Source organism: Pseudomonas sp. F8002 (genome assembly GCF_013385495.1).
Taxonomy (GTDB): Bacteria; Pseudomonadota; Gammaproteobacteria; order Pseudomonadales; family Pseudomonadaceae; genus Aquipseudomonas.
On sequence record NZ_JACAPW010000048.1, the window covers coordinates 16003 to 29548 of the forward strand.

A 13546-nucleotide genomic window follows, 5' to 3' on the forward strand; every position below is an offset into this window, starting at 1 on the left:
TCCAGCGCAGTCACAACCATGGGACTTCCTGCATTAGAGCAAAGAGATCGGGTAACTGACGATCAACCGGTTTTCATCAAACTCGTTGTTGTTGTAGTCCCGGCGCATGCTGGAATTGCGCCAGCGCACATTGAGGTCCTTCAACGTTCCGCTCTGCACCGTGTAGCCCACTTCACTTTCCCGTCCCCATTCCCTGCCGTCGGTGACCGTACCGCTGTGTACGTTGCTGCCGCTGATATAGCGGTTCATCACGGTCAGGCCTGGAATGCCCAGGGCGACGAAGTTGTAGTCGTGGCGCACCTGCCAGGATTTTTCCTGGGCGTTGTCATAGCTGGCGTTGTAGCTGTCGTTGGCCAGGGTGCCGCCGCTGGTGCCGTTGACCCGCATCCAGGCGCTGTTGCCGGTGAGTTTTTGCAGGCCGACATAGAACGTGTTGCCGCCGTATCGGGCCGAGAACAGCCCGGACCAGGTCTTGTTGTCGAGGTCACCGGCGCGGGCGCTGCCGTCGTCCTTGCCATAGAAGAACCCGAGGTTGGCGCCCAGGGTCCAGTCGCCCACCGGTTGGCTGTGGATCAGGTTGAGGTATTGCTGGCTGTAGATGTCCTTGAGCTGGGCGTTCCACACACCGATCTGGGTGCGTTTGTCGTTGAAAGCATATTCGCCGCCCTGGAAGTTGAAGCGGTCGGAGGTGAACGCGGTTTTCCCGAACATGGACATGTCGGTCATGCTGCTGTCGTCCCGTGGGCTGTTGGCGCGGAACTGGCCGCCGTACAGGGTCAGGCCGTCGATTTCCTTGGAGGTGATTTGCCCGCCGCGCAGGGTTTGCGGGAGCGAGCGGCCATCGTCCGAACGCAGGATCGGCAGCACCGGCATCCATTCGCCGACTTTCACTTCTGTCTTTGAAACCCGTGCCTTGAACGCCACGCCCAGACGCCCGAATTCATCCGCCGGGCGGCCATCGTGGTCCAGCGGCAACAGCTGGGTGCCACCCGTGCCGCGTCCGCCATCGAGCTTCAATGAGTACAGGCCCAGTACATCCACGCCGAAACCGACGGTGCCCTGAGTGAAGCCGGATTTGGCGTCGAGGATGAAACTTTGCGTCCACTCCTGTGCGCCGCCCTGGGTCTTGCTGGGGTTGGTGTAGTTGCGGTTGAAGAAGAAATTACGCAGGTTTAGGTTGGCGCTGGCGTCTTCCAGGAAGCCGTGTTCTTCAGCGACAACGGGGAGGGCAATGCTGGCGACAGCGGTTGCCAGCAAAAGCCGGCGCGGGTCGAAAGTGCTCATGGTGTCAGACCTGTTGTTATTGGGGTTATGCAGGTGGCGGCCATGGTGCGGGGCGGTGCGGGGGCGATGAAAGTGGGGGAGAGCGGGTTGTGGGCGATGATCGAACGCAAAGTCATGGGCGTAAAAAAACCGCTTCCTGGGCGGGAAGCGGTTTTTGTTTACTGCGCCACTATCAGAACAACTTCAAGGGCGGTGCTTCTTCTTTCAACGGTTCGTTCTTCGCGGTCTGTTCGTTCCAGCCACCACCGAGGGCCTTGTACAGGTTGACCTCGCTATTGAGCTGCGCCAGGCGGTCGGTGATCAGCGATTGCTGGGCACTGAACAGTTGGCGCTGGGCGTCGAGGAACGTCAGGTTGCTGTCGACACCAATACGGTAGCGACGCTCGGCCAGGCGGTAGTAATCCTGGTTGGCCGCGACGAAGCCACGTTGGGCGTCCAGTTGCTGCTTGTAGGTCTCGCGGGCGGCGAGGCCGTCGGAGACTTCCTGGAAGCCGGTCTGGATGGCTTTCTCGTAGTTGGCGACGTTGATCTCTTTCTGGATTTTCGAGTAATCCAGGCTGGCGCGCAGGCTGCCGGCGTTGAAGATCGGGATGTTGATCTGCGGTGCAAACGACCAGGTACCCGAACCGCCCTTGAACAGGCCGCCCAGGGTCGGGCTCGCGGTGCCGGCGCTGGCGGTCAGGGTGATGCTCGGGAAGAACGCAGCGCGTGCCGCACCGATGTTGGCGTTGGCCGCCTTGAGGTTGTACTCGGCCTGCAGGATGTCGGGACGACGTTGCAGCAGGTCCGATGGCAGGCCGGCCGGTACTTCGCTCAACAGGTCATCAGCCAATGGCCGGCTGACGATGTTCGCTGGCAGGCCGGTACCCAGCAGCAGGGTCAGGTTGTTTTCGTCCTGGGCCACCTGGCGGGTATAACGCGCCAGTGCAACCCGGGCGTTTTCCACCGAGGTACGGGCCTGGCTCAGGTCCAGGGCCGAAGCCACGCCGACTTCATTGCTGCGCGAGGTCAGTTTGAAGCTCTGCTCGTACGCGCCCAGGGTGTCCTGGGTGAGCTTGAGCAGCTCCTTGTCGGCCTGCCAGGTCAGGTAGGCGTTGGCCACGCTGGCCACCAGGCTGATCTGGGTGGTGCGGCGCGCTTCTTCGGTCGCGAAGTATTGTTGCAGCGCTTGTTCGCTCAGGCTGCGTACGCGGCCGAACAGGTCCAGCTCATAAGAACTGATCCCGAGGCCCGCCGAGTATTGGCTGGTGATGCCCGCTTCGCCGGTCTGCGACAGCTTGGCCGGGGTGCGCGTGCGGCTGCCGCTGCCCGTGGCCGAAACCGCCGGGAACAGGTCGGCGCGCTGGATCTGGTACTGCGCGGCATACGCATCGATGTTCAGGGCCGCGACACGCAGGTCGCGGTTGTTCACCAGGGCGGTCTGGATCAGCTGTTGCAGGGCAGGGTCATGGAAAAACTGCTTCCAGCCCTGCTCGGCAGCCGCCTGGCCCGGCGCCTGGGCCGACGAATACGCCGGCCCCTGCGGGAACTGCGCGGCTACCGGCGCTTCAGGGCGCTGGTAGTCCGGGATCAGCGAGCAGCCACTGAGCACGAATGCTGTGACCGCTAAGGAAAGTAGCGACTTGCTCATTGGCCAGCCTCTTTAGGAGTTTGCTTGGGTTCAGTCTTTTTACGCTCGCCAGCGGAGGACACGGTTGCGAAGAACAGGGGTACCCAGAAGATCGCGAGGACCGTGGCGGTGATCATACCGCCAATTACGCCCGTACCGATGGCGTGCTGGCTACCTGAGCCGGCACCGGTGGAAATTGCCAGGGGCAGTACGCCGAGCATGAACGCCATGGACGTCATGATGATCGGTCGCAGACGCATGCGGGATGCCTCGATGGCCGACTCGACGATGCCTTTGCCCTGTTCGTGGAGCTCCTTGGCGAACTCCACGATCAGGATGGCGTTTTTCGCTGCCAGACCCACCGTCACCAACAGGCCCACCTGGAAGAACACGTCGTTGGACAGTCCCCGCAGGCTGGTGGCGATCAACGCACCGATCACACCCAGCGGTACAACCAGAATCACCGCAATCGGGATCGACCAGCTTTCGTACAGTGCCGCGAGGCAGAGGAACACCACCAGCAGCGACAGGGCGTACAGCGCAGGTGCCTGGGAGCCGGACAGACGTTCTTCGTACGACAGGCCGGTCCAGGAGTAACCAACGCCAGCCGGCAGGTCCTTGGCAATGCGTTCGACTTCCGCCATCGCATCACCGGTACTGTAGCCAGGTGCCGGGGTACCGAGGATTTCCATCGCCGCTACACCGTTATAGCGCGAGAGTTTCGGCGAACCGAAGATCCACTTGCCCGAAGAGATGGCCGACAGCGGCACCATCTTCCCGGACGTGCTGCGCACGTACCATTTGCTCAGGTCTTCCGGAGACATCCGGCTGGCGGCGTCACCCTGTACATACACCTTCTTCACACGACCACGGTCGATGAAGTCGTTGATGTAGCTGCCACCCAAGGCGATTGCCAGGGTCTGCTGGATGTCTGCCAGGCTGATGCCCTGGGCACTGGCCTTCTCGTCGTCAACGGTCAGCTCGTACTGCGGCTCATCGTTCACGCCGTTGGGGCGCACGCCCGCCAGGATCTTGCTTTGTGCCGCGGCACCGAGGAACTGGTTACGCGCATCCATCAGCTTCTGGTGTCCGACGCCGCCCTGGTCTTGCAGGAACACGTCGAAACCGGTGGCGTTACCCAGTTCGAGTACCGAAGGTGGCACCACGGCAAATACCATGGCGTCCTTGAAGGCCCCGAAGAAGTAACCCTGGGCACGCTTGGCAACCTCAAATACCGACTGGCTCGAGTCACGCTCGTCCCACGGCTTGAGCATCACGAACGCGAGGCCCGAGCTCTGGCCACGACCGGCGAAGTTGAAGCCGTTCACGGTAAACACCGATTTGACAGCCTTGCCTTCGCCTGGCTCGCCTTCCTTGTCGTTCAACAGGTAGGCGCGCATATCGTCGATGACTTTCTGCGTACGTTCAGCCGAAGAACCCACCGGCGTTTGTACCTGGGCAAAGATCACGCCCTGGTCTTCCTCTGGGAGGAACGCGCTTGGAATGCGGGTGAACATCCAGATCATGCCGGCAAGGATCAGGGCATAGACCACGAACGCCGGGAACTTGTGCTTGATCATGTTACCGACGCCGCGCTCGTAGCTCAGTACGCCACGGTCGAAGGTACGGTTGAACCAGCCGAAGAAGCCGCGCTTGGGTTGGCCGTGTTTTTCCGGGTCAATCGGCTTGAGCATGGTGGCGCACAAGGCCGGGGTGAAGACCAGGGCAACCAGTACCGACAGCGCCATCGCCGAAACGATAGTGATGGAGAACTGGCGGTAGATCACACCGGTGGAACCACCAAAGAACGCCATTGGCAGCAGTACCGCCGACAGCACCAGGGCGATACCCACCAGGGCCCCCTGGATCTGGCCCATGGACTTGACCGTCGCCTCCTTGGGCGACAAGTGCTCCTCGGCCATTACCCGCTCGACGTTCTCCACCACAACGATGGCATCGTCCACCAGCAAGCCGATGGCCAGGATCATGCCGAACATGGTCAGGGTGTTGATGGTGAAGCCGAACGCAGCGAGGATCCCGAAGGTACCCAGCAATACCACCGGTACGGTCATGGTGGTGATGATGGTGGCGCGGAAGTTCTGCAGGAACAGGAACATCACCAGGAACACCAGCACGATCGCTTCGATCAGGGTGTGAACCACACCGGAGATCGATTCGGTCACAACCGGCGTGGTGTCATACGGCACCACAGCCTTCATGCCAGGCGGGAAGAACGGTTCGAGGGACGCAACCGTTTCGCGAATCGCCTTGGCGGTGTCCAGTGCGTTGGCACCGGCTGCCAGCTTGATCGCCATACCGGAAGCCGGCTTGCCGTTGAACTGTGCGCTGATGCTGTAGTTCTGGCCGCCCAGTTCAATACGCGAAACGTCACCCAGGCGAACCTGGGAACCGTCGGTATTGACCTTCATCAGGATATTGCCGAACGCTTCAGTGGTTTGCAGACGCGTCTTGCCGATGATGGTGGCGTTCAACTGAGTGCCGGGCAGGGCAGGCAGGCCGCCGAGTTGGCCGGTGGCCACCTGGACGTTCTGCGCCTGGATGGCGTTGCTGACATCCACTGGCGTCAACTGGTAGTTGTTCAGCTTGGCCGGGTCGAGCCAGATACGCATGGCGTACTGGGAACCGAACACCTGGAAGTCGCCCACACCGGCGGTCCGGGAAATCGGGTCCTGGATGTTGGAAACGATGTAGTTGGAAAGGTCATCCTTGGTCATGCTGCCGTCTTCCGACACCAGACCGATCACCATCAGGAAGTTCTTCACCGACTTGGTAACGCGGATACCCTGCTGCTGTACTTCTTGTGGCAGCAGCGGGGTCGCCAGGTTGAGCTTGTTCTGTACCTGAACCTGGGCGATGTCCGGGTTGGTACCCTGGTTGAACGTCGCGGTGATGGTCATGCTGCCGTCGGAGTTACTGTCCGAGGCGACATAACGCAGGTTGTCGATACCGTTGAGCTGTTGTTCGATCACCTGCACCACGGTGTCCTGCACGGTTTGTGCAGACGCGCCCGGGTAGGTCACCTGGATATCAATGGCGGTTGGCGCGATGGCCGGGTACTGGTTGATGGGCAACTTCAGGATCGACAGTGCCCCGACCAGCATGATCACCAGGGCAATTACCCAGGCGAAAATGGGACGGTCGATAAAAAATTTCGACATGAATTACTCCCCTTGACCAGCAGCGGCAGCAGGAGCAGCAGCGGAACCGGCGGGTTTGGCGTTATCAGCGTCCTTGACCTTGACTTCGATGCCCGGCTTGATGAATTGCAGGCCTTCGGTGATCACACGGTCACCGGCGTTCAGGCCTTTTTCCACCAGCCAGTAGGCGCCGGTAGTACGGTTGGCCACCAGTACACGTTGCTCGACCTTGTTGTCCTTGTTCACCACCAGCGCGGTCGGGATGCCCTTCAGGTCGCGGGTCACGCCTTGCTGTGGTGCCAGGATGGCCTTGCTGTTCACACCGGCTTGCAACTGCGCGTGGACGAACATGCCCGGCAGCAGGGTGTGGTCAGGGTTCGGGAACACGGCCCGCAGGGTCACGGAACCGGTGGTTTCGTCGACCGAGACTTCGGAGAATTCCAGCTTGCCTTCCACGCCGTAGGCGGTGCCGTCTTCCAGGGTCAGCTTGACCTTGGCCGCGTTTTCGCCGGCTTTTTCCAGTTGGCCGCTTTCCAGGTCGCGACGCAGTTTCAGCATCTCGGCGGAGGACTGCGTGACGTCGACGTAGATCGGGTCCAGTTGCTGGATCACTGCCATGGCGTCGGCCTGGCCGTTGCTGACCAGCGCGCCTTCGGTGACCGAAGAGCGACCGATACGCCCGGAGATCGGGGCAAACACCTTGGTGTAGCGCACGTTGATCTGGGCCGTTTGCACGTTGGCTTCAGAGGTCATGCGGTTGGACACGGCGGTGTCGTATTCCTGGCGGCTGACGGCTTGTTCGTCGACCAATTGCTTGTAGCGATCGGCAATCGACTTGGTCTGGGCCAGGTTGGCCTGGGCGCTTTTCAGCGAGGCGTCATACACCGACGGATCGATCTGATAGAGCTGCTGGCCTTCCTTGACGTCGCCCCCTTCCTTGAACAGACGCTTGAGAATGATGCCGTTGACCTGAGGGCGAACCTCGGCAATGCGGTAGGCCGTGGTGCGGCCTGGCAGCTCGGATGTCAGGGTAAAGGCTTGAGGTTGAATAGTGACCACGCCGACCTGAGGGGTTTGAGCGGGCGGAGCCGCTTCTTCCTTTTTACATCCGCTGAGCAGCGATGCCAGGGCGACGGCAGTAACCAGGGCGGTAACAGCTGGCTTAAGTTGCATGAAGATCCTCGGGTCAGGCGCGCAGAGTGCGCACAAGAAGTGTGGAAGGGTAAAAAACAGGCACTGAGTGGATAAGTAGCTTGCTACGCAATATACTTACGTTCATGGTTGTTTGTAAACTCTTGACAGGCTTCGCGGAATGTTGACAAAGCAGCGTCCAAAGCCTCGATTCTAGTACGTTCGGCGCCCTTGACGGCGTCGTCCCACAATTATTCAGATGGTCGTTAGCGGCGGTTGAGTCTGCGTTACCGATCACCCCAAGTCTCCTGATTGAGGTTTTACTGCCATGGTTCGTCGTACCAAAGAGGAAGCTCAGGAAACGCGCAGCCAGATTCTTGAAGCGGCCGAGCAGGCCTTCTACGAGCGCGGGGTTGCGCGTACCACGCTGGCGGATATTGCCGCGCTGGCAGGCGTGACACGTGGTGCCATCTACTGGCATTTCAGCAACAAGGCCGACCTGGTGCAGGCGATGCTCGATACGCTGCACGAGCCGCTGGATGAATTGGCCAGGGCCAGTGAGAGCGAGGACGAGGTCGATCCGCTGGGTTGCATGCGCAAGCTGCTGATTCATCTGTTCCATCAAGTGGCCCTGGACCCGAAGACCCGGCGCATCAATGAGATTTTGTTTCATAAGTGCGAATTCACCGATGAAATGTGTGATCTGCGCCGTCAGCGCCAGACCGCCAGCCTCGAATGCAACCTGCGCATCGGGCTGACCTTGCGTAACGCGGTCCATCGCGGGCAGCTTCCGGAGAATCTCGACACCGTACGTGCCGCGGTGTGCATGCACGCCTATATCGACGGAATTCTCGGCCAGTGGCTGCTGGTGCCCGACAGTTTCCAGTTGGCCCAGGACGCAGAGCGCTGGGTCGATATCGCGTTGGACATGCTGCGCTTGAGCCCTGGCCTGCGCAATTAAGACAAAATGCGTAATTGCGACCAGTTGTGTCAACAATAAACGCCGGGGGTGGTCAATCAGGCTTTTCCCTGATTTTGTGGGGTGACGTTATATACGGGCTGGCGGGCGGTTGATAGGTAGTTGGCTAAGTATTTTGTAGCAATATTGTTGCAAGGCTGTGAAGGAGTGTTTCCTGCGGCCCATAAAAAAGCCCCGGCTCTCGCAAGCCGGGGCTTTTTCGTTTCAGCAGATCAGAGTGCCAGGGTCGGGTAGTCGATGTAGCCGACCGGGCCTTTGGCGTAGAAAGTCTCTGGATGTGCTTCGTTCAGCGGTGCATCGGCCTTCAGGCGAGCCGGCAGGTCCGGGTTGGCGATGAACGGCACGCCGAATGCCACGGCGTCAGCCTTGCCCGAAGCCAGCCACGCGTTGGCGCTGTCCTTGGTGAAGCGTTCGTTGGCGATGTACGGGCCACCGAAGGCGGCTTTCAGTTGTGGGCCGAGGCTGTCGCCTGCTTCCTTTTCACGGGAGCAGATGAACGCGATGCCACGCTTGCCCAGCTCTTTGGCGACGTAGGTGAAGGTTTCCGACAGGTTGGCGTCGCCCATGTCGTGTGCGTCGGCGCGTGGTGCCAGGTGCACACCGACGCGACCGGCGCCCCAGACTTCAATCACGGCGTCAGTGACTTCGAGCAGCAAGCGTGCGCGGTTTTCCAGGGAGCCGCCGTAGTTGTCGGTGCGCTGGTTGGTGCTGCTTTGCAGGAACTGGTCGAGCAGGTAGCCGTTCGCGCCGTGGACTTCCACGCCGTCAAAACCGGCGGCCTTGGCATTCTCGGCACCTACGCGGTAGGCGTCGACGATATCGGCGATTTCAGCGACTTCCAGGGCGCGCGGGGTAGGGTAGTCGGCCAGTGGACGCACCAGGCTGACGTGGCCCTTGGCTGCGATGGCGCTTGGGGCAACCGGTGCTTCGCCGTCCAGGTACGACTCGTGGGAGATCCGGCCCACGTGCCACAGTTGCAGGAAGATCTTGCCGCCTGCACCGTGCACGGCCTTGGTCACATTGGCCCAGCCGCGAACCTGGTCGTTGGACCAGATGCCCGGGGTGTCCGGGTAACCCACGCCCATTGGCGTTACGGAGGTGGCTTCGCTGAGGATCAGCCCGGCGGAAGCGCGTTGGACGTAGTACTCAGCCATCAGCGCATTGGGCACGCGACCGGCGTCGGCACGGCAGCGGGTCAGCGGCGCCATGATGATGCGGTTCGACAGTTCCAGGTCGCCCAGTTTGATCGGATCGAAAATAGTCGTCATGGGATAACACCCTTCTCTTTAGTTGATCAGTTAGTCGCGGGGGCCAGGTCGGCATCGCCGGTCTGACGGAAAGTAATCAGGGTCACCAGCAGCGCGAGCACGGCCAGTGCAGCAGCGGCCAGGGGCACGCTGGTCAGGCCGAAGCCGTGGGCAATCACGCTGCCGCCCACCCAGGCGCCGAGGGCGTTGCCGATGTTGAAGGCGCCGATGTTCAAGGTGGACACCAGGTTCGGTGCGGCCTTGCCGAAGGTCACCACGTTGATCTGCAGTGCCGGTACGGCGGCAAACGAGGCGGTGGCCCAGAGGAACAGGGTGATTTCAGTCGGGATCACGGCGACGCTGGTCCAGGTCAGGACGGTGGACACCACCGCCATGCTGATGAACACGCCGATCAGGGTGGCAGCCAGGCGCTTGTCCGCCAGCTTGCCGCCGATGATGTTGCCGACGGTCAGGCCCAGGCCGATCAGCAGCAGGGTCCAGGTCACGCCTTTGGGCGAAACACCGGTGACGTCCCCCAGCAGCGGCGCGACGTAGGTGAAGAGGGTGAACATCGACGCAGCGAACAGCGCGGTCATGCTCAGCGACAGCCAGATGCCGGCGCCTTTGAGTGCTCTGAGCTCGGCGCGCATGTCGAGTTTTTCCTCGTCACGCTTGGCCGGCAGGAAACGGATCAGGCCGATCAGGGCGATCACCCCAATTACCGTCACGGCCCAGAAGGTCGAGCGCCAGCCGGCTTCCTGACCCAGCGCGGTGCCCAGCGGTACGCCGAGCACGTTGGCCAGGGTCAGGCCGGTGAACATCAGCGCCACGGCCGAAGCACGCTTGTTGGCCGGCACCAGGTTGGCGGCGACCACCGAACCGATACCGAAGAAGGCACCGTGGCACAGCGCGGTGACCACACGGGCAAACATCAGCACGTTGTAGTCGCTGGCCAGGGCGCAGAGCAGGTTGCCGATGATGAAGATGCCCATCAACGCTACCAGGGCGGCCTTGCGCGGCAGCTTGGCGGTGGCCAGTGCCATGAAGGGGGCACCGATGGCCACGCCCAGGGCGTAGCCGGTCACCAGCCAGCCGGCGCCGGGAATCGATACACCGAGGTCGGCCGCCACATCGGGCAACAGGCCCATGATGACGAACTCGGTCGTACCGATGGCGAAGGCGCTTAAGGCCAGGATGAGTAGCGAGAGAGGCATTGATGGGTCCTTGTTACAGCGGTGCGCTGAGTTCTTCGGTGAGCGCTTTGAGGAAGGCTTGGATCACGTCCTCATTGCGTTTGAAAAAGTGCCATTGGCCGGCCTTCTGGCTGCTGATCAGCCCCGCCCGTTGCAGGTTCGCCAGGTGCGCCGACACGGTGGACTGAGACAGCCCGCAGCGCTGGTCGATCTGCCCGGCGCAAATGCCGTATTCGTGGTTGTGCAACTGCTCGGGGAATTGCACTTTCGGGTCTTTCAGCCAGTTGAGGATGTCTCGCCGTACTGGGTGCGCCAGGGCTTTTATTATTTCGTCGAGGTCGATGGACATGGCAGTGATGCTCGGTTTTGTAAAACGTTATATCGCGATGAGGCGAACTTTAAATCGTTGTATCCCGATATACCAATATGATTTTGGTCTTAAACCAGATTGAATCGGTATATCGGGTTATAACGATACGTTGACGGCAGTGCTAGACTGCGCGCCATGAATTATCTCGCACATCTGCACCTCGGCGGCCAACTTCCTGCTCAATTGCTTGGCAGCCTGTATGGCGACTTTGTTAAAGGTCGCCTGCAAGGCCAGTTCAGCCCGCAAATCGAGTCGGCGATTCAGTTGCATCGCTCAATCGATCGCTACACCGACAGTCATCCGCTGATCGGGCAGGCGCTGTCGCGCTTCACCCTGACCCGGCGCCGCTATGCCGGGATTGTCCTCGATGTGTTTTTCGACCACTGCCTGGCGCGGGACTGGGCGTTATATGCCGATCAGCCGCTGGAGCGATTTACCTCTGAGGTATACCGGGTGCTCGCCGAAGAACCGGCGTTGCCGGGGCGGCTGGCGCAGATTGCGCCGTACATGGCGGCGGATGACTGGCTGGGTTCGTACCGCGAATTTGCGGTGATGGAACAGGTACTTCGAGGCATTGGCCGGCGCCTGACACGGCCCGAAGAACTGGGCCATGCCATGCAGGAATTACGAGCGCTGTACGAGCCGTTGAGCGAGGATTTTCGGGTGTTTTACCCAGAATTGCAGCGGTTCTCAAATAGCCAGTTGGCAATACAACTATAAATGTGGGAGCGGGCTTGCTCGCGAAAGCGGTGGGTCAGCTAATGAATCTGCTGACTGATGCACCGCCTTCGCGAGCAAGCCCGCTCCCACATTTTTCACCGTGCTCGCTTCAGGCCGCGAATGCTGGCCGCGCTGGCATTTGCTCAGCTTCTGGAAGGGGGCCAAACAACGCCTTCTGCACCGCCTGCTGCGCCTGGAACGCCAGCGCCGCACGTTCCTGCCCGGCGCAGGCAATCGGCTTGAGCAGATGGATTTCCACGTCGCCCTGGTCATTGCCGAACAAACGCATCAAGTGCGAGAGCAAATCATCGTCGCCAATAAACGGTGCCAGCGGGTCGATGTGGCCATCGCGCAGATAACGAATCGCCACCGGTTGCAGCGACACATCGGCATCAATCGCACTGGCCAGTAACCGCCCGTGGAACGTACGCAGGGCGCGGCCGTCGGTGGTGGTGCCTTCCGGGAACATCAACAGCGGGTGTTGTTGTTCCAGATGACGCGTCATCTGTTTGCGAATCAACTGGCTGTCCCCCGAACCTCGGCGGATGAACAGGCTGCCTGCCTTGGCGGCCAACCAGCCCGCCACCGGCCAGGTGCGCACCTCGGCCTTGGACAGGAACGACATCGGCGCCACCATCCCCAGCAGCGGGATATCGGTCCACGATACGTGGTTGCTGACCCACAGCATCGACTGTTGCGGCAACTCACCGTGAACGGTCACGCGAAAGGGCAGGGCGTTGGTCAGCCGTGCCATGAAAAAACGCGACCAGCGCTGCCGGCGCACCATCGAGTTGGCCACGCCCAGACGTTCAAACACGCCAAACACACTGGCCATGGTCAAACCCAGGGCCACCACCACCAGCACGCGGGCAATTCGCCCGTACACCCGAAGGCGGCTCATCACATGGCTGCCTTGAAGTGGCGGGCATACCGCGGGCACAGCTCGTCGCGCTTGAGCAGGATGAACACGTCGGCCACCTGGAAGTCTTCGTCCCAGCAGGGTTCGCCGCAAATCTTTGCACCCAGGCGCATGTAGGCCTTGAGCAAGGGGGGCATTTCGGCGATGACGTTGGATGGCAGGTCCAGTGCCGGCAGCGGCTTTTTCGGCTCGGCCCGCAGGTGTTCGTTGCACAGGTAGCGTTCGCGCAGGCGCTGCATGATGGCGTGGGCCTGGATGCCGCCGTCGTGCATCGGGATGCTTGCGCAGCCCATCAGGTAGCTGTAGCCGCCCTGGTTGAGGACTTCGGCCAGCTCGCCCCACAACACGGCGATGGTGCCGCCGTTGCGGTAGGCGGGGTCGACGCAGGTGCGGCCGATTTCCAGGATGGGGCCTTTGAGGTGCAGCAGGCCATGGAGGCTGAATTCTTCTTCGCTGTAGAAGCGGCCCAGGGTGGTGGCAGCCTGGTGATCGAGCAAACGGGTGGTGGCGACGAGTCGACCGCTGTTCAAATCCCGCACGCCGATGTGGCTGCAGTGAACATCATAGTCATCCATGTCCAGGCCCAGTTCAGCGCCTTTCAGCTTGGCGTTGAATTCGCCGCTGAACACGTTGAACCGCAGGGCCTGGGCTTCCTGCAAAGCCTGGGCGCCGATCAGGCGTTCGGCTTGCAGGCGGCGTTCATTGCCGGTGTCGCTGATGCGGGCGATCTGAGTCATGGCGAGTCTCCGAGTGCCGGCCAGGGTTACGGCCGGTCGACTTGTTTGTGCCATGTCAGGCTATGTAGGGCCGGTGTCATCTCCATGAAGTTACGGTGACGCTTAGATGACAGGCATTTCGCCGGTGGGTGCTGTGTTTTTTGTGTACATATCCGTTGCTGCGGTAACGGCGGCTTGGGGTTCCGCTCTTACAGCGGGT

The 13546-nt window shown here is 61.1% G+C and carries 11 protein-coding genes; 2 read left to right on the plus strand and 9 right to left on the minus strand.

What is annotated here, in order from left to right:
* Positions 1–33: 33 nt before the first annotated feature.
* The 4 genes from HX811_RS30445 to HX811_RS30460 all read right to left on the minus strand — a co-directional run bounded on the left by HX811_RS30445 (position 34) and on the right by HX811_RS30460 (position 7224).
* Positions 34–1284: an OprD family porin gene (locus HX811_RS30445; RefSeq protein WP_177048635.1), complete on the minus strand. Its 1251-nt coding sequence runs from the start codon at positions 1282–1284 to the stop codon at positions 34–36.
* Positions 1285–1456: 172 nt separating this feature from the next.
* The gene (gene adeC / locus HX811_RS30450) at positions 1457–2914 is read right to left on the minus strand and encodes an AdeC/AdeK/OprM family multidrug efflux complex outer membrane factor (RefSeq protein ID WP_003219806.1); all 1458 of its coding nucleotides are present in this window, start codon (positions 2912–2914) and stop codon (positions 1457–1459) included.
* A complete protein-coding gene (locus HX811_RS30455) occupies positions 2911–6072 on the minus strand; it encodes an efflux RND transporter permease subunit (protein ID WP_003219803.1) in 3162 nt (1053 codons plus the stop codon). Before HX811_RS30455 ends, adeC begins: the two co-directional genes overlap by 4 nt.
* 3 nt (positions 6073–6075) lie before the next feature.
* Positions 6076–7224, minus strand: coding sequence for an efflux RND transporter periplasmic adaptor subunit (locus HX811_RS30460; RefSeq protein ID WP_177048637.1), 1149 nt, complete (start codon positions 7222–7224; stop codon positions 6076–6078).
* A 286-nt stretch (positions 7225–7510) separates the two neighbouring features.
* Between HX811_RS30460 and HX811_RS30465 the strand changes: the two genes are divergently transcribed.
* Positions 7511–8143: a TetR family transcriptional regulator gene (locus tag HX811_RS30465; RefSeq protein ID WP_003219798.1), complete on the plus strand. Its 633-nt coding sequence runs from the start codon at positions 7511–7513 to the stop codon at positions 8141–8143.
* Positions 8144–8373: 230 nt separating this feature from the next.
* Here the strand turns inward: HX811_RS30465 and HX811_RS30470 are convergent, their stop codons facing one another.
* The 3 genes from HX811_RS30470 to HX811_RS30480 are packed head-to-tail and all read right to left on the minus strand — an operon-like array spanning position 8374 to position 10950.
* Positions 8374–9429, minus strand: a complete 1056-nt coding sequence (locus tag HX811_RS30470) for an alkene reductase (protein ID WP_003219797.1) — start codon at positions 9427–9429, stop codon at positions 8374–8376.
* A gap of 26 nt (positions 9430–9455) precedes the next feature.
* Positions 9456–10622 carry an MFS transporter gene (locus tag HX811_RS30475; protein ID WP_003219795.1) on the minus strand — a complete coding sequence of 389 codons (1167 nt, stop codon included), beginning with the start codon at positions 10620–10622 and terminating at the stop codon, positions 9456–9458.
* 13 nt (positions 10623–10635) lie between these two features.
* Entirely contained in the window at positions 10636–10950 is a 315-nt protein-coding gene (locus tag HX811_RS30480) for a helix-turn-helix transcriptional regulator (protein ID WP_003219793.1), read from the minus strand.
* A gap of 156 nt (positions 10951–11106) precedes the next feature.
* On the opposite strand from HX811_RS30480, the gene HX811_RS30485 reads away from it, so the two are divergent.
* Positions 11107–11691: an ACP phosphodiesterase gene (locus tag HX811_RS30485; protein ID WP_003219791.1), complete on the plus strand. Its 585-nt coding sequence runs from the start codon at positions 11107–11109 to the stop codon at positions 11689–11691.
* A 109-nt stretch (positions 11692–11800) separates the two neighbouring features.
* On the opposite strand, the gene HX811_RS30490 is transcribed toward HX811_RS30485, so the two are convergent.
* Both HX811_RS30490 and olsB read right to left on the minus strand, forming a co-directional pair.
* A complete protein-coding gene (locus HX811_RS30490; protein WP_003219789.1) occupies positions 11801–12592 on the minus strand; it encodes a lysophospholipid acyltransferase family protein in 792 nt (263 codons plus the stop codon).
* Positions 12592–13347 carry an L-ornithine N(alpha)-acyltransferase gene (gene olsB / locus HX811_RS30495; RefSeq protein WP_008431132.1) on the minus strand — a complete coding sequence of 252 codons (756 nt, stop codon included), beginning with the start codon at positions 13345–13347 and terminating at the stop codon, positions 12592–12594. Before olsB ends, HX811_RS30490 begins: the two co-directional genes overlap by 1 nt.
* Positions 13348–13546 lie beyond the last annotated feature (199 nt).

Bases quoted from the DNA above. Each gene is read 5' to 3' on its own strand.
- HX811_RS30445 (WP_177048635.1), bottom strand. From the start codon at position 1,284: ATGAGCACTTTCGACCCGCGCCGGCTTTTGCTGGCAACCGCTGTCGCC.
- adeC (WP_003219806.1), bottom strand. From the start codon at position 2,914: ATGAGCAAGTCGCTACTTTCCTTAGCGGTCACAGCATTCGTGCTCAGT.
- HX811_RS30455 (WP_003219803.1), bottom strand. From the start codon at position 6,072: ATGTCGAAATTTTTTATCGACCGTCCCATTTTCGCCTGGGTAATTGCC.
- HX811_RS30460 (WP_177048637.1), bottom strand. From the start codon at position 7,224: ATGCAACTTAAGCCAGCTGTTACCGCCCTGGTTACTGCCGTCGCCCTG.
- HX811_RS30465 (WP_003219798.1), top strand. From the start codon at position 7,511: ATGGTTCGTCGTACCAAAGAGGAAGCTCAGGAAACGCGCAGCCAGATT.
- HX811_RS30470 (WP_003219797.1), bottom strand. From the start codon at position 9,429: ATGACGACTATTTTCGATCCGATCAAACTGGGCGACCTGGAACTGTCG.
- HX811_RS30475 (WP_003219795.1), bottom strand. From the start codon at position 10,622: ATGCCTCTCTCGCTACTCATCCTGGCCTTAAGCGCCTTCGCCATCGGT.
- HX811_RS30480 (WP_003219793.1), bottom strand. From the start codon at position 10,950: ATGTCCATCGACCTCGACGAAATAATAAAAGCCCTGGCGCACCCAGTA.
- HX811_RS30485 (WP_003219791.1), top strand. From the start codon at position 11,107: ATGAATTATCTCGCACATCTGCACCTCGGCGGCCAACTTCCTGCTCAA.
- HX811_RS30490 (WP_003219789.1), bottom strand. From the start codon at position 12,592: ATGAGCCGCCTTCGGGTGTACGGGCGAATTGCCCGCGTGCTGGTGGTG.
- olsB (WP_008431132.1), bottom strand. From the start codon at position 13,347: ATGACTCAGATCGCCCGCATCAGCGACACCGGCAATGAACGCCGCCTG.